This is a genomic window from Pseudomonas sp. p21 (assembly GCF_001642705.1).
GTDB lineage: Bacteria > Pseudomonadota > Gammaproteobacteria > Pseudomonadales > Pseudomonadaceae > Aquipseudomonas.
On record NZ_LWBV01000008.1, the window covers coordinates 311,006 to 330,792 of the forward strand.

At 63.9% G+C, this 19,787-nt stretch carries 18 protein-coding genes; 14 read left to right on the forward strand and 4 right to left on the reverse strand.

Going from position 1 to position 19,787, the window contains the following annotated elements; translation table 11 throughout:
• Positions 1-73 precede the first annotated feature (73 nt).
• The 9 genes from A4C63_RS22140 to trpE all read left to right on the forward strand — a co-directional run bounded on the left by A4C63_RS22140 (position 74) and on the right by trpE (position 10,957).
• A complete protein-coding gene (locus tag A4C63_RS22140) occupies positions 74-2,461 on the forward strand; it encodes a PAS domain S-box protein (protein WP_063914588.1) in 2,388 nt (795 codons plus the stop codon).
• A gap of 7 nt (positions 2,462-2,468) precedes the next feature.
• Positions 2,469-3,101 carry a response regulator transcription factor gene (locus A4C63_RS22145; protein ID WP_170929296.1) on the forward strand — a complete coding sequence of 211 codons (633 nt, stop codon included), beginning with the start codon at positions 2,469-2,471 and terminating at the stop codon, positions 3,099-3,101.
• 295 nt (positions 3,102-3,396) lie between these two features.
• On the forward strand, positions 3,397-4,521 hold the full coding sequence (locus tag A4C63_RS22150; RefSeq protein WP_063914589.1) for an ABC transporter ATP-binding protein: 1,125 nt from the start codon (positions 3,397-3,399) through the stop codon (positions 4,519-4,521).
• Between the two features lie 40 nt (positions 4,522-4,561).
• Positions 4,562-5,596, forward strand: a complete 1,035-nt coding sequence (locus tag A4C63_RS22155; protein WP_063914590.1) for an ABC transporter substrate-binding protein — start codon at positions 4,562-4,564, stop codon at positions 5,594-5,596.
• A gap of 60 nt (positions 5,597-5,656) precedes the next feature.
• Positions 5,657-6,904: an ABC transporter permease gene (locus A4C63_RS22160; protein WP_013970602.1), complete on the forward strand. Its 1,248-nt coding sequence runs from the start codon at positions 5,657-5,659 to the stop codon at positions 6,902-6,904.
• 11 nt (positions 6,905-6,915) lie between these two features.
• Positions 6,916-7,743: an ABC transporter permease gene (locus A4C63_RS22165; protein ID WP_013970603.1), complete on the forward strand. Its 828-nt coding sequence runs from the start codon at positions 6,916-6,918 to the stop codon at positions 7,741-7,743.
• 173 nt (positions 7,744-7,916) lie between these two features.
• Positions 7,917-8,591, forward strand: a complete 675-nt coding sequence (gene rpe / locus A4C63_RS22170; protein WP_038408593.1) for a ribulose-phosphate 3-epimerase — start codon at positions 7,917-7,919, stop codon at positions 8,589-8,591.
• Positions 8,588-9,406, forward strand: coding sequence for a phosphoglycolate phosphatase (locus A4C63_RS22175; protein ID WP_063914591.1), 819 nt, complete (start codon positions 8,588-8,590; stop codon positions 9,404-9,406). Before rpe ends, A4C63_RS22175 begins: the two co-directional genes overlap by 4 nt.
• A 69-nt stretch (positions 9,407-9,475) precedes the next feature.
• Entirely contained in the window at positions 9,476-10,957 is a 1,482-nt protein-coding gene (trpE, locus tag A4C63_RS22180) for an anthranilate synthase component I (RefSeq protein ID WP_063914592.1), read from the forward strand.
• Between the two features lie 69 nt (positions 10,958-11,026).
• On the opposite strand, the gene estP is transcribed toward trpE, so the two are convergent.
• Positions 11,027-12,907 (reverse strand): esterase EstP, encoded by a 1,881-nt coding sequence (gene estP / locus A4C63_RS22185; RefSeq protein ID WP_063914593.1) that lies wholly within the window; start codon positions 12,905-12,907, stop codon positions 11,027-11,029.
• Positions 12,908-13,278: 371 nt separating this feature from the next.
• On the opposite strand from estP, the gene A4C63_RS22190 reads away from it, so the two are divergent.
• The 4 genes from A4C63_RS22190 (at position 13,279) to A4C63_RS22205 (ending at position 16,634) form a co-directional block, all read left to right on the forward strand.
• Positions 13,279-13,872, forward strand: a complete 594-nt coding sequence (locus A4C63_RS22190; RefSeq protein ID WP_063914594.1) for an aminodeoxychorismate/anthranilate synthase component II — start codon at positions 13,279-13,281, stop codon at positions 13,870-13,872.
• Between the two features lie 9 nt (positions 13,873-13,881).
• Positions 13,882-14,931, forward strand: coding sequence for an anthranilate phosphoribosyltransferase (trpD, locus tag A4C63_RS22195; RefSeq protein ID WP_013970609.1), 1,050 nt, complete (start codon positions 13,882-13,884; stop codon positions 14,929-14,931).
• Positions 14,928-15,761, forward strand: a complete 834-nt coding sequence (gene trpC / locus A4C63_RS22200; RefSeq protein ID WP_063914595.1) for an indole-3-glycerol phosphate synthase TrpC — start codon at positions 14,928-14,930, stop codon at positions 15,759-15,761. The genes trpD and trpC overlap by 4 nt, the downstream gene beginning before the upstream one ends.
• A 168-nt stretch (positions 15,762-15,929) precedes the next feature.
• The gene (locus A4C63_RS22205) at positions 15,930-16,634 is read left to right on the forward strand and encodes a lipoate--protein ligase family protein (protein WP_063914596.1); all 705 of its coding nucleotides are present in this window, start codon (positions 15,930-15,932) and stop codon (positions 16,632-16,634) included.
• Here A4C63_RS22205 and crp read toward each other — a convergent pair.
• Positions 16,631-17,275 carry a cAMP-activated global transcriptional regulator CRP gene (gene crp / locus A4C63_RS22210; protein WP_063914597.1) on the reverse strand — a complete coding sequence of 215 codons (645 nt, stop codon included), beginning with the start codon at positions 17,273-17,275 and terminating at the stop codon, positions 16,631-16,633. The two genes, A4C63_RS22205 and crp, sit on opposite strands and share 4 nt — an antisense overlap.
• Positions 17,276-17,467: 192 nt before the next feature.
• Here crp and A4C63_RS22215 point away from each other — a divergent pair, with 192 nt between their 5' ends.
• Complete coding sequence (locus A4C63_RS22215; protein ID WP_004376171.1) at positions 17,468-17,890, forward strand: OsmC family protein; 423 nt, start codon at positions 17,468-17,470, stop codon at positions 17,888-17,890.
• A 138-nt stretch (positions 17,891-18,028) separates the two neighbouring features.
• On the opposite strand, the gene A4C63_RS22220 is transcribed toward A4C63_RS22215, so the two are convergent.
• Positions 18,029-19,069: a hypothetical protein gene (locus tag A4C63_RS22220; protein WP_063914598.1), complete on the reverse strand. Its 1,041-nt coding sequence runs from the start codon at positions 19,067-19,069 to the stop codon at positions 18,029-18,031.
• Positions 19,070-19,079: 10 nt separating this feature from the next.
• The gene (coq7, locus tag A4C63_RS22225) at positions 19,080-19,727 is read right to left on the reverse strand and encodes a 2-polyprenyl-3-methyl-6-methoxy-1,4-benzoquinone monooxygenase (RefSeq protein WP_025337477.1); all 648 of its coding nucleotides are present in this window, start codon (positions 19,725-19,727) and stop codon (positions 19,080-19,082) included.
• Positions 19,728-19,787 lie beyond the last annotated feature (60 nt).

Here is a 19,787-nt window from a genome sequence, read left to right on the forward strand (position 1 = left end):
ATACCGGCAGCCTAATAGTATTTGCCCGTGACGGCCATGCTGCATGGCCGCCTTTGCCAAGACGAGCGTATAGATGAAGCGAGTGCGTCGCCTGTTGGTTATCGGCTGCTTGTGGCTGCCCTTGATTGCATTGGCCAGGCCCGAGACGGTGCCCACGGTTACCCTGGAAGCGGCCCAGCAGCAATGGCTGGATACGCACCGCAGCCTGCGCGTCGGCCTGGTGTTGCAGGCGCCCTACGCTCAGTTCGACCGGCGCCTGCAGCAACTGTACGGGGCCAACGTGGAATTGGTGAGCAGCCTGGCGCAGGTGCTGCGCCTGGACCTGACCTGGCGCAATTTCACCGACCAGGCCAGCCTTGAGCATGCCCTGCAGGCCGGCGAAATCGACTTTGCCCCAGGCCTTACCCAGACCCCCGCCAGCCTGCGCCTGTGGTTGTTCAGCGACCCTTACATGCGCGTGCCGCAACTGGTGGTGGGGCCGCGCACCGGGACCATGGCCGTGGAACTGGAAACGCTCGGGGCCGAGCAGCGGGTGGCTGTGCGCATGCCCAGCCAACTGGCGGACTACCTGCGCGGCAACTACAGCAACCTCAACCTGCAAGGGGTGCCCAGCGAGCGCGAGGCCCTGCAACTGGTGGTGGGCGGCCAGGCCAGTTTCGCCGTGCTGGATGAAGCCCAGCTCAGCCGCCTGTCGCGCGAAAGCGAGTTCGGCGAGCTGGCGGTGGTCGGCGATATCGGCCTGCCGCAACTGTTGCGCATCGGTTCGCGGCGCGACTGGCCGCTACTGGCCGATGTGCTCGAGCGTGGGCTGCAGGCGCTGCCGGCCAAGGAACTGGAACAACTGCACCAGCGTTGGTTGCAGCCAAAGTACCCACGTCTGAGTGAGTCGACTGGTTTCTGGCAGAACCTGGCCTTGCTGTCCGGCCTGCTGCTGTTGTGCGCGCTGGCCACCCTGGTGTGGCAGCGTCGGCAGCAGCGCCAACTGGAGCGCAGCCTGCTGGCCACGCGAGAAAGCCTGGTGGAGCGGCAAGTGCGTGAAGAAGCGTTGCGTCTGAGCCAGTTCGCCATCGACCAGAGCACGGTGGGCATCCTCTGGGTCAACTGGGACAGCCACGTACGGTACGCCAACCATGCCGCCGAGCGCATGCTGGGCTACGGTGAAGGCGCGCTGCTGGAGCGGCCGCTGAGCGACTTTGAACCCAGCTTGAGCATGGACCGCTGGCTGGAGCTGTGGAAGGGCGCGCGCACCGGGTCGGGCGGTGTCGGCCAGTTCGAGACGCAGTGCCGTCGGGCTGATCAGAGCCTGCTGCCGGTCGAGCTGTCGCTGAGTTTTCTGCGCTTTCGTGATTCCGAGTACCTGGTGGTCTACCTCGCCGATGTCACCGAGCGCCACCGCGCCCTGGCGGCCCTGCGCGAAAGCGAGGCGCGGCTCAAGGGCATTGCCGGCAACGTGCCGGGGCTGGTGTTTCGCCTGGAGCGCGACCCGGCCGAGGGCGACCTGGAGTTCCCCTACATCAGCGAGGGCAGCGAGGCCCTGGTGGGTTATGCGCCCAGCGAGATCCAGCACCCGCAGATGGGCCTGCGCAACCTGGTGCATCCCGAGGACCGCGCCGATTACCACCGGGTGCAGGACCTGGCCCTGGCCAGCGACCAGGACTGGTCCTGGCAGGGGCGTATCCTCACCCGCCAGGGTGAACAGCGCTGGGCCGACATCAAGGCCAGTACCCGGCGCCTGGGCAACGGCCAGGTGGTGTGGGACGGCGTGGTGTGGGACATCACCCAAGGCAAGCGGGCCGAGCTGGCGCTGGCCAGGTCCCAGGAGCAGCTGCGCGAACTGTCGGCCCACCTGGAAAGCGTGCGCGAGGAAGAAAAAGCCCGCATCGCCCGGGAAGTGCACGATGAACTGGGGCAGATGCTGACTGTGCTCAAGCTGGAGGTGTCGATGTGCGAGCTGGCCTTTGCCGAACTGGACCCGGGCCTGAACGAGCGCCTGGCCAGCATGAAGCGCCTGATCGCCCAACTGTTCCAGCTGGTGCGCGATGTGGCCACCGCCTTGCGCCCGCCGATTCTCGATGCCGGCATCGCCTCGGCCATCGAATGGCAGGCGCGGCGCTTTGAAGCACGCACGCAAATCCCCTGCCTGGTACAAGTACCGGATAATCTGCCAGCATTGAGCGATGCCAAGGCCATCGGGCTGTTCCGTATCCTCCAGGAGGCGCTGACCAACGTGATGCGCCACGCCCAGGCGCACAGCGTGGAGATCGAACTGGTGCGTGAGCACGGGCAATTGCGCATGACCGTCAGCGATGACGGCCAGGGCTTTTGCCGCGACCAGCCCCGGCCCACCTCGTTTGGCCTGGTGGGGGTGCGTGAGCGGGTGCTGATGCTGGGCGGCAGCATGGTGCTGGACAGTGAACCGGGCGAAGGCACCAGCCTGAGCGTGGCCATACCCTTGGAGTAGGAGAGCGATCGTGATTCGAGTGCTGGTGGCCGAAGACCACACCATTGTCCGTGAGGGCATCAAGCAGTTGATTGGCCTGGCCAAGGACATGCAGGTGGCGGGGGAGGCCGGTAATGGCGAGCAGTTGCTGGAAACCCTGCGCCACACACCGTGCGAAGTGGTGTTGCTGGATATCTCGATGCCGGGCGTGAATGGCCTGGAGGCAATCCCGCGTATCCGCGCGTTGCACGACGCCCCGGCGATCCTGATGCTGTCGATGCACGATGAAGCGCAGATGGCGGCGCGGGCGCTGAAGGCCGGGGCGGCGGGCTATGCCACCAAGGACAGCGACCCGGCGCTGTTGCTGACCGCGATTCGCCGGGTTGCCGCTGGCGGGCGCTATATCGACCCGGCGTTGGCCGACCGCATGGTCTTCGAAGTGGGCCTGACCGAGTCGCGGCCGTTGCACACGCTGCTGTCGGAGCGGGAGTTTTCGGTGTTCGAGCGCCTGGCCCAGGGCGCCAACGTCAACGACATCGCCCAGCAGCTGGCACTGTCGAGCAAAACCATCAGTACCCACAAGGCGCGCCTGATGCAGAAGCTGAAAGTGAACTCGCTGGCGGAGCTGGTGAAGTACGCCATGGAGCACAAGCTGGTCTGATTGCGACATGCACTTCCTGCAGTCTGTAGCGAGTCCTTGTGGGAGCGGGTTTACCCGCGAAAGGGCCTGACCTGCCATCTGCGGTGCCTGGGCCGGCCTCTTCGCGGGTGAACCCGCTCCCACAGCGGGCGCCGGAGGGCTGAGGGGAGCATTCCAAAACCGCCATCTTTGTAGGGGAATCCCTACAAAAAATCTTCCATCCGGATGATGGCATTCTCTCAGCACCCCCGATTTTCCGGCGCTTGCCGCTTGTCTAGTCTTTGCCTACGCAGTCATCCAACAAGAAGGTGCAGGCATGAGCGAGGCGAAGTCGAACGCTGCAACCAGCGAAACGCTGGTCAGCTTCCGTGGTGTGCAGAAGAGCTACGACGGCGAGTCGCTGATCGTCAAAGACCTCAACCTGGATATTCGCAAGGGCGAGTTCCTCACCCTGCTTGGCCCGTCCGGGTCGGGCAAAACCACCAGCCTGATGATGCTGGCCGGCTTCGAAACCCCCACCGCCGGTGAGATCCAACTGGCCGGGCGCTCGATCAACAACGTGCCGCCGCACAAGCGCGACATCGGCATGGTGTTCCAGAACTACGCGCTGTTCCCGCACATGACCGTGGCCGAGAACCTGGCCTTCCCGCTGACCGTGCGCAACCTGAGCAAGACCGACATCAGCGAGCGGGTCAAACGGGTGCTGAACATGGTCCAGCTCGACGCCTTCGCCAAGCGCTACCCCGGCCAGTTGTCCGGCGGCCAGCAGCAGCGTGTGGCCCTGGCCCGGGCACTGGTGTTCGAGCCGCAACTGGTGCTGATGGACGAACCGCTGGGCGCCCTCGACAAGCAGCTGCGTGAACACATGCAGATGGAGATCAAGCACATCCACCAGCGCCTGGGCGTGACCGTGGTGTACGTGACCCACGACCAGGGCGAGGCACTGACCATGTCCGACCGCGTGGCGGTGTTCCACCAGGGCGAGATCCAGCAGATCGCCGACCCGCGCACGCTGTATGAAGAACCCTGCAACACCTTCGTCGCCAACTTCATCGGCGAGAACAACCGCATCAACGGCACCCTGCTGGGCAGCGATGGCAAGCGCTGCCAGGTGCAGTTGCCGCGTGGCGAGCGGGTCGAGGCGCTGGCGGTGAATGTCGGCCAGGCCGGCGAGCCGGTGACCCTGTCGATTCGTCCGGAGCGCGTGCGCCTGAACGGCCACAGCGAAAGCTGCGTGAACCGCTTCTCGGGCCGGGTGGCCGAATTCATTTACCTGGGCGACCACGTGCGGGTGCGCCTGGAGGTTTGCGGCAAGGGCGACTTCTTCGTGAAGCAGCCGATTGCCGAGCTCGACCCGGCCCTGGCCGTGGGCGATGTGGTACCGCTGGGCTGGGAGGTGGAGCACGCCCGCGCGCTCGATCCGATTGCCGAAGCCCATTGATGGATTGCTTCACCAACCCTGTACTGTGGAGAGAATAATAATGCGCAAGCAGTTGAAACTGACCGCCCTGGCCCTGGGGCTGTTCGTCGCTGGCCAGGCCATGGCCGCAGACCTCACTGTGGTCTCGTTCGGCGGTGCCAACAAGGCGGCCCAGGTCAAGGCGTTCTACGAGCCGTGGGAGAAGGCCGGCAAGGGCAAGATCGTCGCTGGCGAGTACAACGGCGAAATGGCCAAGGTCAAAGCCATGGTCGACACCAAGAGCGTGTCGTGGAACCTGGTGGAAGTAGAGTCGCCGGAGCTGGCCCGCGGTTGTGACGAGGGCATGTTCGAAGAGCTCGACCCGGCTCTGTTCGGCAACGAGGGTGACTACGTGCCGGGCGCTATCCAGCCCTGCGGCGTGGGCTTCTTCGTATGGTCCACGGTACTGGCCTACAACGCCGACAAGCTGAAGACCGCACCGACCAGCTGGGCCGATTTCTGGGATACCAAGAAATTCCCGGGCAAGCGCGGCCTGCGCAAGGGCGCCAAGTACACCCTGGAATTCGCCCTGATGGCCGACGGCGTGGCGCCGAAGGACGTGTACCAGGTGCTGGGCACCAAAGAGGGCGTGGACCGCGCCTTCAAGAAGCTCGACGAACTCAAGCCAAGCATCCAGTGGTGGGAGGCCGGCGCCCAGCCGCCGCAGTACCTGGCCTCGGGTGACGTGGTCATGAGCTCGGCCTACAACGGCCGCATCGCTGCCGTGCAGAAAGAGAGCAACCTCAAGGTGGTGTGGAACGGCGGCATCTACGACTTCGACGCCTGGGCCATCCCGAAAGGTGCCAAGGATGTCGAGGAAGCGAAGAAATTCATCGCTTTCAGCGTGCAGCCCGAGCAGCAGAAGACCTACTCCGAAAACATCGCCTACGGCCCGGCCAACTCCAAGGCCGTGAGCCTGCTGTCGGATGCGGTGAAGAAGGACATGCCGACCACGCCTGAAAACATTGCCAACCAGGTGCAGATCGACGTGGCCTTCTGGGCTGACAACAGCGAGCAGCTGGAGCAACGCTTCAACGCCTGGGCGGCGAAGAAGTAAACGACCAGTGTGTGGGGCTGCATTGCAGCCCCCATTTCAGCCTGTATCGCGGAGTTCGCCATGGCCATTGCAGTGCCCCTCAAAGAAGGCGCAGGTCCAAGTCTCAAGCAGCGCCTCAAGCACGCCGAGCGGGTCAACCGCTGGAAGGCGCAGGCGTTGATCGCGCCGCTGGCGCTGTTTCTCCTGCTGGTGTTCCTGGTGCCGATCGCAGCGCTGCTGTACAAGAGCGTCGGCAACCCGGAAGTGGTTGGCGGCCTGCCACGCACCGTGGGTGTCATCACCCAGTGGGATGGCAAGAGCCTGCCGGGCGAGGACGTGTACAAAGCGTTGAGCCAGGACCTGGCCGAATCGCGCAAGAACCAGACCCTGGGCGACCTGTCCAAGCGCCTGAACATGGAGCTGGCCGGCTACCGCAGCCTGCTGGCCAAGACCGCGCGGGCGCTGCCGTTCAAGAGCGAACCCGCTTCCTATAAAGATGCCTTGCAGGCCCTCGACGAGCGTTGGGGCGACCCTGCCTACTGGCAGGCGATCCGCCGCAACACCAGCACGGTCACCTCGTTCTACCTGCTGGCTTCGCTGGACCACCGTATCGATGACCTTGGCGAACTGGCCAAGGCCACCCCGGACCAGGCCATCTACCTGGACATCTTCGCCCGCACCCTGTGGATGGGTGTGGTGATTACCGCCATCTGCCTGGTGCTGGCCTACCCGCTGGCCTACCTGCTGGCCAACCTGCCGACCCGGCAGAGCAACCTGCTGATGATTCTGGTGCTGCTGCCATTCTGGACCTCGATCCTGGTGCGGGTGGCGGCGTGGATCGTGCTGCTGCAGTCGGGTGGCCTGATCAACAGCGCGCTGATGGCCATGGGCATCATCGACCAGCCGCTGGAACTGGTGTTCAACCGTACCGGCGTGTACATCTCGATGGTGCATATCCTGCTGCCGTTCATGATCCTGCCGCTGTACAGCGTGATGAAGGGCATTTCACCCAGCTACATGCGTGCGGCGATCTCGCTGGGCTGCCACCCGTTCGCCAGCTTCTGGCGGGTGTACTTCCCGCAGACCTACGCCGGTGTTGGCGCCGGTTGCCTGCTGGTGTTCATCCTGGCCATCGGCTACTACATCACCCCGGCACTGCTGGGCAGCCCGAACGACCAGATGGTCAGCTACTTCGTGGCCTTCTATACCAACACCAGCATCAACTGGGGCATGGCCACCGCGCTGGGCGGGCTGTTGCTGCTGGCGACCGTGCTGTTGTACCTGATCTATAGCTGGCTGGTCGGCGCCAGCCGCCTGCGCCTGAGCTGAGGAGCCTTGTCATGCTGAGCCCTTACATGTCGCCCGTGGAGCGGGTGTGGTTCTACAGCCTGCGCATTCTTTGCGGCCTGATCCTGCTGTTCCTCATTCTGCCGGTTCTGGTAATCGTGCCGCTGTCGTTCAACAGTGGCAGTTTCCTGGTGTACCCGCTGCAGGGCTTCTCGCTGCAGTGGTACCAGGACTTCTTCGGCTCGGCCGAGTGGATGCGGGCCTTGAAGAACAGCATCATCGTCGCCCCGGCGGCCACGGTGCTGGCCATGGTGTTCGGTACCCTGGCAGCCATCGGCCTGACCCGTGGCGACTTCCCGGGCAAGTCGCTGGTGATGGCGCTGGTGATTTCGCCGATGGTGGTGCCGGTGGTGATCATCGGTGTGGCCAGCTACCTGTTCTTCGCCCCGCTGGGCATGGGCAACAGCTTCACCTCGCTGATCCTGGTGCATGCTGTACTGGGCGTGCCGTTCGTCATCATTACCGTGTCGGCGACCTTGCAGGGCTTCAACTATAATCTGGTGCGCGCTGCGGCCAGCCTGGGCGCCTCGCCACTGCTGACGTTCCGCCGGGTGACCCTGCCGTTGATCGCGCCCGGGGTGATTTCGGGGGCGTTGTTCGCCTTTGCCACGTCGTTTGACGAAGTAGTGGTGACCCTGTTCCTGGCCGGGCCGGAGCAGGCGACCCTGCCGCGGCAGATGTTCAGTGGTATTCGCGAAAACCTGAGCCCGACCATTGCCGCGGCGGCGACCTTGCTGATTGCCTTCTCGGTGGTGTTGCTGCTGACCCTGGAGTGGTTGCGCGGGCGTAGCGAGAAGTTGAGAACCCAGCAGCCTGGTTGAAGGTATGTTGCCTGTGCTGGCCTCTTCGCGGCTAAAGCCGCTCCCACAGGGTTTGTGCACCTGTGGGAGCGGCTTTAGCCGCGAAGAGGCCAGTACAGGTTGATGCTAATCAGCCTTCATCCGCTTCCCTGGGTTACAATGCGCGCCACCGTGATTCTGCCAACAGGTGCGCCATGCAGCCCTACGCTATTGCCCCCTCCATTCTCTCCGCCGATTTCGCCCGCCTGGGCGAGGATGTCGACAAGGTATTGGCCGCGGGTGCCGACATCGTCCACTTCGATGTCATGGACAACCACTACGTCCCCAACCTGACCATCGGCCCGATGGTCTGCACCGCCCTGCGCAAGTACGGCGTCACCGCCCCCATCGACGTGCACCTGATGGTCAGCCCGGTCGACCGCATCATCGGTGACTTCATCGAAGCTGGTGCCACCTACATCACCTTCCACCCGGAAGCCTCGCAGCACATCGACCGTTCGCTGCAACTGATCAAGGACGGCGGCTGCAAGGCCGGCCTGGTGTTCAACCCGGCCACCAGCCTGGACGCCCTGAAGTACGTGATGGACAAGGTCGATATGGTGCTGCTGATGAGCGTCAACCCAGGCTTCGGCGGGCAGAAGTTCATCCCTGGCACCCTCGACAAGCTGCGCGAGGCGCGTGCGCTGATCGACGCCAGTGGCCGTGATATCCGCCTGGAAATCGACGGTGGCGTCAACGTCAACAACATCCGCGAGATCGCTGCCGCTGGCGCCGACACCTTCGTGGCCGGCTCGGCGATCTTCAACGCCCCGGACTACCAGGAAGTCATCGCCAGGATGCGCGCCGAACTGGCTCAGGCCCGCCCATGAGCGGCTTCGAGCAGCTGTTCCCGGGGACGCTGCCCAGGCTGGTGATGTTCGATCTGGACGGTACCCTGATCGATTCCGTGCCAGACCTGGCCGCCGCCGTGGACCGCATGCTGCTCGAACTGGGGCGCCCGCCCGCAGGCCTGGAGGCGGTGCGCCACTGGGTGGGCAACGGCGCCCAGGTGCTGGTGCGCCGGGCGCTGGCCGGTGGCATCGACCACGCCGCCGTGGACGATGCGCTGGCCGACAAGGCGCTGGCGCTGTTCATGGACGCCTATGCCGAAAGCCACGAACTGACCGTGGTCTACCCTGGTGTGCAGGACACCCTGCGCTGGCTGCGCAAGCGGGGCGTGGAGATGGCGCTGATCACCAACAAGCCCGAGCGCTTCGTCGGCCCGTTGCTGGACCAGATGAAGATCGGCAACTACTTCCGCTGGATCATCGGCGGCGACACCCTGCCACAGAAAAAGCCCGACCCGGCGGCGCTGCTGTTCGTCATGCAGATGGCCGGCGTTACCCCGCAACAGTCGCTGTTCGTCGGCGATTCGCGCAGTGACGTGCTGGCGGCCAAGGCGGCTGGCGTGCAGTGCGTGGGCCTGACCTACGGCTACAACCACGGCCGGCCGATCCACGACGAATCCCCCAGCCTGGTGATCGACGACCTGCGCGCATTGCTGCCCGGTTGCGCAGACCCGGCCACTGGGATAACGTTGGCGGACCTTCAAGCCTCACAAGACAGAGAGTCCACCGTGGCGGTTACTGGCAAATTCTGGATGAAAGTCATCAAGGCCCTGGCCCGTTGGCGTTGGCGCGCCTGACTTTAGCCTGCCGGCGCGTGCCGGCCCGTCCGTTTGCCTGACCTATTGCTGCTTGCCACGAGGCTACCCATGACCCGCGAAGAATTCCTGCGCCTGGCCGCTGCCGGCTACAACCGCATTCCCCTGGCCTGCGAAACCCTGGCCGACTTCGACACGCCGCTGTCGATCTACCTGAAACTGGCCGACCAGCCCAACTCGTACCTGCTCGAATCGGTGCAGGGCGGCGAGAAATGGGGCCGTTATTCGATGATCGGCCTGCCGTCGCGCACCGTGATGCGTGTGCACGGTTACCATGTCAGCATCCTGCAGGATGGCGTGGAGGTGGAAAGCTTTGAGGTCGAAGACCCACTGGCCTTCGTCGAAACCTTCAAGGACCGTTACAAGGTTGCTGATATCCCCGGCCTGCCGCGCTTCAACGGCGGCCTGGTCGGCTACTTCGGCTACGACTGCGTGCGCTATGTGGAAAAGCGCCTGGGCGCCAGCCCCAACCCGGACCCGCTGGGCGTGCCGGATATCCTGCTGATGGTGTCCGATGCGGTGGTGGTGTTCGACAACCTGGCGGGCAAGATGCACGCGATCGTGCTGGTCGACCCGGCTCAAGAGCAGGCTTTCGAACAGGGCCAGGCACGCCTGCAAGGCTTGCTGGAAACCCTGCGTCAGCCGATCACCCCACGCCGTGGTCTGGACCTGAGTGGCCCGCAGGCTGCAGAGCCGGAGTTCCGCTCCAGCTACACCCGCGAGGATTACGAGAACGCCGTCGGCCGTATCAAGGAATACATCCTGGCCGGTGACTGCATGCAGGTGGTGCCGTCGCAGCGCATGTCGATCGACTTCAAGGCCGCGCCTATCGACCTTTACCGTGCGCTGCGCTGCTTCAACCCGACGCCTTACATGTACTTCTTCAACTTTGGCGACTTCCATGTGGTCGGCAGCTCGCCCGAGGTGCTGGTGCGCGTCGAGGACAACCTGGTCACCGTGCGCCCGATTGCCGGCACTCGCCCGCGTGGTGCTACCGAAGAGGCCGACCGCGCGCTGGAAGACGACCTGCTGTCGGACGACAAGGAAATTGCCGAGCACCTGATGCTGATCGACCTGGGCCGTAACGACGTGGGCCGTGTGTCCTCGACCGGCAGCGTGCGCCTGACCGAGAAAATGGTGATCGAGCGTTACTCCAACGTGATGCACATTGTGTCCAACGTCACTGGCCAGCTGCGCGAAGGGCTGACGGCAATGGACGCGCTGCGGGCAATCCTGCCGGCCGGTACGCTTTCGGGGGCGCCGAAGATTCGTGCGATGGAGATCATCGACGAACTGGAGCCGGTCAAGCGTGGGGTTTATGGTGGTGCCGTCGGTTACTTCGCGTGGAACGGCAACATGGATACTGCGATTGCCATCCGTACTGCGGTGATCAAAGACGGCGAACTGCATGTGCAGGCGGGGGGCGGTATCGTTGCCGACTCGGTGCCGGCGCTGGAATGGGAAGAAACCATCAACAAACGCCGGGCGATGTTCCGTGCGGTCGCGCTGGCTGAGCAGACTTCCGCCAAATAAATTGTTTGGGGCTGCGTTGCAGCCCTTCGCGGGCACGCCCGCGAAGGGCCGCAAAGCGGCCCCATCAATTCAGAAGTCGACGCTGACACCCAAACTTACCCCCTGCTGCGTCAACTCATCACTCTTGCGCCAGTTGTAGTTGCCGCGCAAATGCACCCCCGCCACCACTTCATGGCTCACCCCCAGGCTCGCCCGGGTCAGGTCGCTGTGCGGCGTATACCCGGTCAGGGTGAAGTCGTTCGCCGGCAGGCTGGTCAGGTGCATCGTCACATCCTGCTGGTCATCCTCGAACTCATGCTCCTGCGCCACCTCGGCGAACAGCCGGGTACTCGGCAGCACCTGCACACTGCCCAGCAACCCCACGCCCAAACGGCGTGATGTACGTTCCTGGTCATCGAAGCCCAGTGCCGTCGAGCGCCCGCTCTTCTCGTCATAGCCATCCACCTTCACCCGCGCATAGTCGGCGCCGATGAACGGCGCCAGCTGCCAGCTGCTGCCCTCGGCCGCCAGGTTGTAGCCCAGCCGAGCCGACATCGCCCAGGCCTCGCCATTGGTGTCGCCCTTTTCGCTGCGGTTGTTCACGCCAAGGGCGAAGGTGCGCTTGAGGTCGCTGTAGTCCAGGTGCCCGGCGGTGAGCGCTGCATCGGCCCACCAATGGTCCTCGCGGTACTGGGCGAAGGCGCTGGCCAGATAGCTGTCCAGCTTGTAGTTCGAGTCCTCTGCGCCGGCTTCCAGCTTCTGCCGGTACACGCCGCCGGCCAGGCCCAGGCGCCAGGCATCGTTCAGGCGGTAGCTGCCGCCCAGGGTAAGGTTGTAGCCGCGGCCATCGCCGCTGGCTGCGCTGCGCTGGCCGTCGAAGTCCAGGTCTTGGGCGCCGCTGGCGACGAAGGACTGCCACTGGCCAACTGCCTGCCAGGGTGTCTGCCATTGGTTGCGTAATTCGTCCTGGTGGGCGCGCAAGCTGGCGTGGGCCATCTCTGGCAACAGGGTCAGTTCCCACGGGGCGGAAAGGATCGAGTAGCCGTAGTCGGCAATCAGTTGCTGGCCGGCAATGGTCGGGTGCACCGAGTCGTTGAACAGCAGCTTGGTCGGGTCCGGCGTGGTGCCGTTGATGCCATACACCGGGTTTTCCACGCAGCCTTCGCCGCTGTAGCAGGTGCCGACCAGGTTCTGGCCACTGGCCAGGCCGAACTGCTCGGGACTGGCCAGCGCTTCGCTCAGCAGCATGGGGATGTTCAGTGGAATGATCTCGGCATCGATCTGCCGCAGTTGGCCGAGCAGTGACTGGTTGAAGGCACCGGACAGCAGCGACAGCGGGTTCTGCTGCGGCGTACCGCTGAAGTTCGGCGTCTGGCCGAGATCGGGCAGCAGCCAGACCATGATATAGCGGGCACCGCCTTGCTGCAGGGCCTGGGCGCTGGCGGCCAGGCGGGCGCCAGCGGCCACGGCATCTGCCGGGCTGTTGACCAGGCCTTGCAGGAAGTCGTTGCCGCCACCGGTCAGGTAGTACAACGCGTTGGGGTCGGCGCGCAGGCCGTTGGCCAGGTAGCCCGGTTTTTCTCGCAGTACCTGCCCGGCGCCGGGGCGCCCGGGTGGGATGACCGTCTTGGACGTAGTGGTGATCGAATCCAGGATCTGCTGGGTGGTATAGCCGCCAACGGCCCAGTTGTTGCCGTCGGGAATCCCCAGTGCCGGGTTGATGGGGGATGTGGAAGGGCCCAGCGCTGTCGGGTCTACCCCGAGCTTCCCACCAAGGATCATCGGCGACACCGGCGCATAATTGCCATCGGCATCGCGGTTGGTAAAGCGCACGCCGCCAAACTGTCCCGCGTCGCTGAGGCTGTCGCCAAACACGATCATGCTGGAGTAGGGAGAGGGGGCGGCGAAGGCTTGGCTGCAGGCTAAGCCCAAGGAGGCGAGGGTAAAGCGCAATAACGGTGCTTTTCGCATCTGGGAATATCCTTTTCTTTGTTTTTTTATGAAGGACAACCCGATCGACCTTAGCAAATCGCAGTGCATCCCTCCCAAGTCCATTCGTTTCCCCGTGTTTACGGGCATATTGCGCCCGCCGCCCCGGTAGGCTACTGTGCCGTGACGTATGAGCGAGACCTATCCTGTGTTGATCGTCAGCAAACTCTTGATGCGCGTAATCAAGGCCCACGCCCGTTGGCGTTGGCGCGCCTGACTTTATCTCCTGCCGGCCCGTCCGGCCCGCCCCCGTTTGCCTTCCTGTCTACCGCCCCTTGTGGCAAAGCCGCGCCTGTTGGCGGGTGCAGAAAGGTTCGAATTCTGAAGTCAGTAGATTCAAGAGGTTTAACCCGATGTTACTGATGATCGACAATTACGACTCATTCACTTACAACGTCGTTCAGTACCTTGGCGAGCTGGGTGCCGAGGTCAAGGTCATTCGCAATGACGAAATGACCATCGCCCAGATCGAAGCCCTCAACCCCGAGCGCATCGTCGTATCTCCAGGCCCGTGCACACCGAGCGAGGCGGGCGTGTCGATCGAGGCCATCCTGCATTTTGCCGGCAAGCTGCCAATCCTCGGCGTGTGCCTGGGCCACCAGTCCATCGGCCAGGCCTTTGGCGGTGACGTAGTGCGTGCCCGCCAGGTGATGCACGGCAAGACCAGCCCGGTCCACCACCGCGACCTGGGCGTGTTCGCCACCCTCAACAACCCGTTGACCGTGACCCGTTACCACTCGCTGGTGGTAAAGCGCGAAACCTTGCCCGAGTGCCTGGAAGTGACCGCCTGGACCGCCCATGCTGACGGTTCGGTCGACGAGATCATGGGCCTGCGCCACAAAACGCTGAATATCGAAGGGGTGCAGTTCCACCCCGAGTCGATCCTGACCGAACAGGGCCACGAACTGTTCGCCAACTTCCTCAAGCAGACCGGCGGCCGCCGCTAAGGATCGAACATGGATATCAAGAGTGCGTTGAGCCGTATCGTCGGCCAGCTGGACCTTTCCACCGAAGAAATGCGTGACGTCATGCGCCAGATCATGACCGGCCAGTGCAGCGAAGCGCAGATCGGCGCCTTCCTGATGGGCATGCGCATGAAGAGCGAAAGCATCGACGAGATCGTCGGTGCGGTGTCGGTGATGCGCGAGCTGGCCGACAAGGTCGAACTGCAAAGTCTCGATGGCGTGGTCGATATCGTCGGTACCGGCGGTGATGGCGCCAACATCTTCAACGTATCCACCGCCTCGTCGTTCGTCCTGGCGGCGGCGGGTTGCACCGTGGCCAAGCATGGCAACCGCGCGGTATCGGGCAAGAGCGGCAGTGCCGACCTGCTGGAGGCCGCCGGCATCTACCTGAACCTGACGCCCACCCAGGTGGCCCGCTGCATCGACAGCCTGGGCATCGGCTTCATGTTCGCGCAAAGCCATCACTCGGCCATGAAGCATGCTGCCGGCCCGCGTCGCGACCTGGGGCTGCGTACCCTGTTCAACATGCTCGGCCCGCTTACGAATCCGGCCGGAGTGAAGCATCAGGTGGTCGGTGTATTCGCCCAGACCCTGTGCCGCCCGTTGGCTGAAGTATTGCAGCGCCTGGGCAGCAAGCACGTGCTGGTGGTGCACTCCAAGGACGGCCTGGACGAGTTCAGCCTGGCCGCGCCGACTTTCGTCGCCGAACTGAAGAATGGCGAAATCACCGAATACTGGGTCGAGCCGGAAGACCTCGGCATGAAGAGCCAGAGCCTGCATGGCCTGGCTGTCGAGAACCCCCAGGCGTCGCTGGAGCTGATTCGCGATGCGCTGGGCCGACGCAAGACCGAGAACGGCCAGAAGGCCGCCGAGATGATCGTGCTCAATGCGGGCGCGGCGCTGTATGCCGCTGACCATGCCATGAGCCTGAAAGCCGGTGTGGAACTGGCCCACGACGTACTGCATACCGGGCTAGCCTGGGAGAAGCTGCAGGAGCTGGGTGCCTTTACTGCAGTATTCAAGGTGGAGAACGAAGCATGAGTGTGCCGACGGTGCTGGAAAGGATCATTGCCCGCAAGTTCCAGGAAGTGGCCGAGCGCAGTGCGCGCGTCAGCCTCGCCGAACTGGAGGGCCTGGCCAAGGCTGCCGATGCCCCGCGTGGCTTTGCCAAGGCCCTGATCGAGCAAGCCGGGCGCAAGCAGCCGGCGGTAATTGCCGAAATCAAGAAGGCCTCGCCGAGCAAGGGCGTGATTCGCGAGCATTTCGTGCCGGCGGAAATTGCCGTCAGCTACGAGAAGGGCGGGGCGACTTGCCTTTCGGTGCTGACCGATGTGGATTACTTCCAGGGTGCCGACGAGTACCTGCAGCAGGCCCGCGCGGCGGTGTCGCTGCCGGTGATCCGCAAGGACTTCATGGTAGACCCGTACCAGATCGTTGAAGCCCGGGCCCTGGGCGCGGACTGTGTGCTGCTGATCGTGTCGGCGCTGGATGACGTGAAAATGGCCGAACTGGCGGCCACGGCCAAGGATGTCGGCCTCGACGTGCTGGTGGAAGTGCACGATGGCGATGAGCTGGAGCGTGCGTTGAAAACCCTGGATACACCGCTGGTGGGGGTGAACAACCGTAACCTGCATACCTTCGAGGTCAGCCTGGAAACCACCCTCGACCTGCTGCCGCGTATTCCGCGTGATCGCCTGGCGATTACCGAGAGCGGTATCTTGAACCGGGCCGATGTGGAGCTGATGGCGATCAACGAGGTCTACTCGTTCCTGGTGGGTGAGGCGTTCATGCGCGCCGAGCAGCCAGGGCTTGAGCTGCAGCGGTTGTTCTTCCCGGATCAGGTGAAGAAGACTGTTCAGCAACTGGACTGATCGAAACGAAGCCGGCATTGTCGCCGGCTTTTTTGTATGCCTGCCATGCCCTCTTCGCGGGCTCGCCCGCTTCCACGGGATGATCACTGCCTTTGGCATCTGCGGAATCCCTGTGGGAGCGGGCGAGCCCGCGAAGAGGCCGGTGAAAACAACAACATAGGTGGATCAATGACCGATCAACCCCTGGCCCTGACCGTAGAACAAGGCCTGCACGCCGAACAGGAACTGCTGGGCGCCGTCTGCCGCGGCGAACGCGACAGTGGCGTGCTGTTCTGGCGCCCGACCGACCACGCCCTGGTCATGCCTCGGCGCATGAGCCGTCTGGAAAACTTTGAAGCCGCCTGCTCGGAGCTGGCAATCGCCGGCTGGCCGGTGCTGCTACGCGAAACCGGTGGTGAGCCGGTGCCGCAGTCGCATTCGACGGTGAACGTTGCGCTGGTCTACGTCGCCCCCCGCAGTGAAGGCGACCACGGCCGTATCGAGAACGCCTACGAGCGCCTGTGCCTGCCGTTGTGCGAGGTGTTGCGCGAGTGGGGCGGGGTGGCGTCGGTGGGCGAAATCGACGGCGCTTTCTGCGATGGCCGCTACAACGTCAACCTCAATGGCCGCAAGCTGGTGGGCACTGCTCAACGCTGGCGCCAGGGGCTGGGCGGCAAGCGCCCGGTGGTGCTGGTGCACGGTGCGCTGCTGCTGGATAACGAGCGTGAGTCGATGGTGGCGGCAGTCAACCGCTTCAACGAGTGCTGCGAGCTGGAGCAGCGCTGCCGCGCCGATGCGCACATCGCCCTGCACGAAGTGGCGCCCGCGGCGCCCTGGTTCGAGCGGCTGTCGCAGGCCTATGCCAAGGTGCTGGCCGACCTGCCCAAGGACTAGCGGGTACCGTAGACCACCATGGTCTTGCCTTTGACCTGCACCAGGCTGCGCTCTTCAAGGTCCTTGAGGACGCGGCCGACCATTTCCCGGGAGCAACCGACGATACGGCCGATTTCCTGACGGGTGATCTTGATCTGCATGCCGTCGGGGTGGGTCATGGCGTCGGGTTGCTTGCACAGCTCCAGCAGGCAACGGGCGACGCGCCCGGTAACGTCGAAGAACGCCAGGTCGCCGACCTTGCGCGTGGTGTTGCGCAGGCGCTGGGCCATCTGGCTGCCCAGGGCGTACAAGATTTCCGGGTCCTGGCGCGCCAGTTCGCGAAACTTCTCGTAACTGATTTCGGCTACTTCGCATTCGGTCTTGGCGCGCACCCAGGCACTGCGCTGTTGTTCACCCTCGACCGGTTCGAACAGGCCCAGCTCGCCGAAGAAGTCACCGTTGTTGAGGTAGGCGATGATCATTTCATGGCCGTCGTCGTCCTCGATGAGGATGGTGACCGAACCCTTGATGATGAATGACAGTGTCTCGGCCCGGTCGCCGGCGCAGATGATGTTGCTTTTGGCGGTATAGCGGCGGCGCTGGCAGTGCGCCAGCAGCTTGTCGATGTTCTTGATCTTGGCGGGTAGGGCGGAGGCAACCATCACGAAATCCTGTTCGATACGACGCATAGGCCTTGTTACAAAGGTTGGCTGGCGGTATACGCCAGTCATTTGGCGCCAGCTTATCAGACACTACAGGATGTTTCGGTACTAAACCGACACGACTCGTACTTTTCCCGCAGCCACACAAGGTCTAAGCTGACACCCTTTTTCGAATATCAGGAGTCCGGGTAGATGAAGGCACGTATCCAGTGGGCCGGTGAGGCGATGTTCCTCGGCGAATCGGGGAGCGGCCATGTCGTCGTGATGGACGGCCCGCCCGAGGCCGGCGGCCGCAACCTGGGCGTGCGCCCGATGGAAATGCTGTTGCTGGGCCTGGGTGGCTGCAGCAGCTTTGACGTGGTCAGCATTCTGAAGAAATCGCGCCAGGCGGTGGAAAGCTGCGAGGCATTCCTGGAGGCCGAGCGTGCCAGCGAAGACCCGAAGGTGTTTACCAAGATCCACATGAACTTCGTGGTGAAGGGGCGTGGGCTGAAAGAGGCCCAGGTCAAGCGTGCGGTGGAGCTGTCGGCGGAGAAGTATTGCTCGGCTTCGATCATGCTCGAGCGTGCCGGGGTTGAGATTACCCACGGGTACGAGATTGTAGAGCTGGGTTGAACCCCAGATTTTTGGGGCTGCGTTGCAGCCCATCGCTGGCAAGCCGGCTCCCACAGGGATAGCACATGGCTTGAGGTCAATGCGGTCGAGGTGGGTGCTGGCTTGCCGGCGATGGGGCGCGGAGCGGCCCCGACAATATCAGCTGCGAAGCGCCGGCAGTGCAGCTCGCAACCATTGCGGCAAGCAACCCCGCATCACCCGGCTCAACCGCTCCCGCCGCTTCTGGTAAACCAGCCCCAGCCCGATAACCCCAAGCCCGATCAGGGTCACCACCACCGGGAACAGCAGCGAGTCGGCAAACACCTCGTACGACAGGTACCCCAGGTAAGCCGCCACCCCCAGCGCCCCGAACACCATGAACACCGGCCGACGCAACAGCACCGCCATGCCCATCAGCGCAATATTGATCAGGCAGTACAGGGCCTTGCCCAACTCGCTGCCGCTGTCCACCAGTGTCAGCCCGCCCCAGAATGCCGCCAGCCCGGCCAGGTAGCCCCAGTGGGCGTAGTCTTCGCGGGTGCGACCATCCACCCCGACGAACACCACCAGCAACCCCAGCCCGAACCACAACGAAACCTCGCGGCGTTGCTCCCAGCTGAATGGCGAGCCGAAGAACCATTCGCTCAGGTCCATCGACATGAACCACAAGGCCACGGCAATCGGCATGACGATGAACGGGTAGGGGATCAGCCGCAGCATCAACAACCCGGCAAGCACCGTGGCCGCTTCCATTGCCAGCCAGCCGCCCTGCACGTAGGTGTAGTACTGGTGATAGTTTGCCTGCGCATCATCCATCGGCCACCAGCCGGCCAGCCGTTCGATGGCGAACACCGCCAACGGCACGATGCTGACCGCCACCGCCGCCAGCACCCCGGCCGCGACGGGCTGTACGCGCCGTTGCAGGTTAACGGCGAACAGCGTGAGCAGCAGAATATAGAGGCTGGCGATGACCAGCAGCGCCCAGTCGCCGATGCGCATCCAGGCTTCGGTGAGCAACCAGCCCATGGCAGCCATGATCAGCATGGCGCCGAAGTAGAAAGCGACATGGGCCAGCTGGAAACTGCCACGCTGTGCCGGTTGCTGGCGCAGGAACGCCAGCAGGGCCTGGTCCTGGCCCGGCTGGAGAATGCCGGCTTGCACGGCGCGCGCCAGGTCCTTGGCGTCGAAACGGTCCGTCATGGTGATGCCTTCAGATACGGTAGGTGCTCTTGGTCATGACCTTGGCCAACAGGCTCATGCCAAAGCGAACCGGGGCGGGGAAGCGATAACCGCCGGCTTCCAGTGCAGACTCGGCGTGCTGTTCCTCATCGATGCGCATCTGCTCGAGGATGGCCCGGGACTTTTCGTCTTCCTGCGGGATCTGCTCCAGGTGCTCGTCGAGGTGCTTGCAGACCTGATGCTCGGTGGCAGCGACGAAGCCCAGGCTGACCTTGTCACTGACCAGCCCGGCGAGTGCGCCGATGCCGAACGACATGCCGTAGAACAAAGGGTTGAGTACGCTGGGGTGGCTGTTCAGCTGGCGAATGCGCTGTTCGCACCAGGCCAGGTGGTCCACTTCTTCCTCGGCCGCGTGTTCCATGGCCTTGCGCACTTCGGGCAGCTTGGCGGTCAGGGCTTGGCCCTGGTACAGCGCCTGGGCGCAGACTTCACCGGTGTGGTTGATGCGCATCAGCCCGGCAACATGGCGGGCCTGCTGCTCGTCCAGGTCGACGTCCGGCTGGACGATGGCCGGCGATGGGCGGGCGGGTTGGCCGCTGAAGGGCAGCAAGGTGCGCATGGCGGTATCGGCCTGCAGCAACAAGCGGTCGAGCGGCGAGTAGTGACGTTCGGTAGCCATCGGGCACCTCCGCAAGAATGTGCCCGACAGTTTACCGCAATAGTGGCAGGGTCGCTTGCC

Excerpts from the sequence above, each read along its gene's own strand:
- rpe (WP_038408593.1), top strand. The coding sequence starts at position 7,917 with ATGCAGCCCTACGCTATTGCCCCCTCCATTCTCTCCGCCGATTTCGCC.
- estP (WP_063914593.1), bottom strand. The coding sequence starts at position 12,907 with ATGCGAAAAGCACCGTTATTGCGCTTTACCCTCGCCTCCTTGGGCTTA.
- A4C63_RS22215 (WP_004376171.1), top strand. The coding sequence starts at position 17,468 with ATGAAGGCACGTATCCAGTGGGCCGGTGAGGCGATGTTCCTCGGCGAA.
- coq7 (WP_025337477.1), bottom strand. The coding sequence starts at position 19,727 with ATGGCTACCGAACGTCACTACTCGCCGCTCGACCGCTTGTTGCTGCAG.
- A4C63_RS22165 (WP_013970603.1), top strand. The coding sequence starts at position 6,916 with ATGCTGAGCCCTTACATGTCGCCCGTGGAGCGGGTGTGGTTCTACAGC.
- crp (WP_063914597.1), bottom strand. The coding sequence starts at position 17,275 with ATGGTTGCCTCCGCCCTACCCGCCAAGATCAAGAACATCGACAAGCTG.
- A4C63_RS22220 (WP_063914598.1), bottom strand. The coding sequence starts at position 19,069 with ATGACGGACCGTTTCGACGCCAAGGACCTGGCGCGCGCCGTGCAAGCC.
- A4C63_RS22155 (WP_063914590.1), top strand. The coding sequence starts at position 4,562 with ATGCGCAAGCAGTTGAAACTGACCGCCCTGGCCCTGGGGCTGTTCGTC.
- A4C63_RS22205 (WP_063914596.1), top strand. The coding sequence starts at position 15,930 with ATGACCGATCAACCCCTGGCCCTGACCGTAGAACAAGGCCTGCACGCC.
- A4C63_RS22175 (WP_063914591.1), top strand. The coding sequence starts at position 8,588 with ATGAGCGGCTTCGAGCAGCTGTTCCCGGGGACGCTGCCCAGGCTGGTG.
- trpE (WP_063914592.1), top strand. The coding sequence starts at position 9,476 with ATGACCCGCGAAGAATTCCTGCGCCTGGCCGCTGCCGGCTACAACCGC.
- A4C63_RS22150 (WP_063914589.1), top strand. The coding sequence starts at position 3,397 with ATGAGCGAGGCGAAGTCGAACGCTGCAACCAGCGAAACGCTGGTCAGC.
- A4C63_RS22190 (WP_063914594.1), top strand. The coding sequence starts at position 13,279 with ATGTTACTGATGATCGACAATTACGACTCATTCACTTACAACGTCGTT.
- A4C63_RS22160 (WP_013970602.1), top strand. The coding sequence starts at position 5,657 with ATGGCCATTGCAGTGCCCCTCAAAGAAGGCGCAGGTCCAAGTCTCAAG.
- A4C63_RS22140 (WP_063914588.1), top strand. The coding sequence starts at position 74 with ATGAAGCGAGTGCGTCGCCTGTTGGTTATCGGCTGCTTGTGGCTGCCC.
- trpC (WP_063914595.1), top strand. The coding sequence starts at position 14,928 with ATGAGTGTGCCGACGGTGCTGGAAAGGATCATTGCCCGCAAGTTCCAG.
- trpD (WP_013970609.1), top strand. The coding sequence starts at position 13,882 with ATGGATATCAAGAGTGCGTTGAGCCGTATCGTCGGCCAGCTGGACCTT.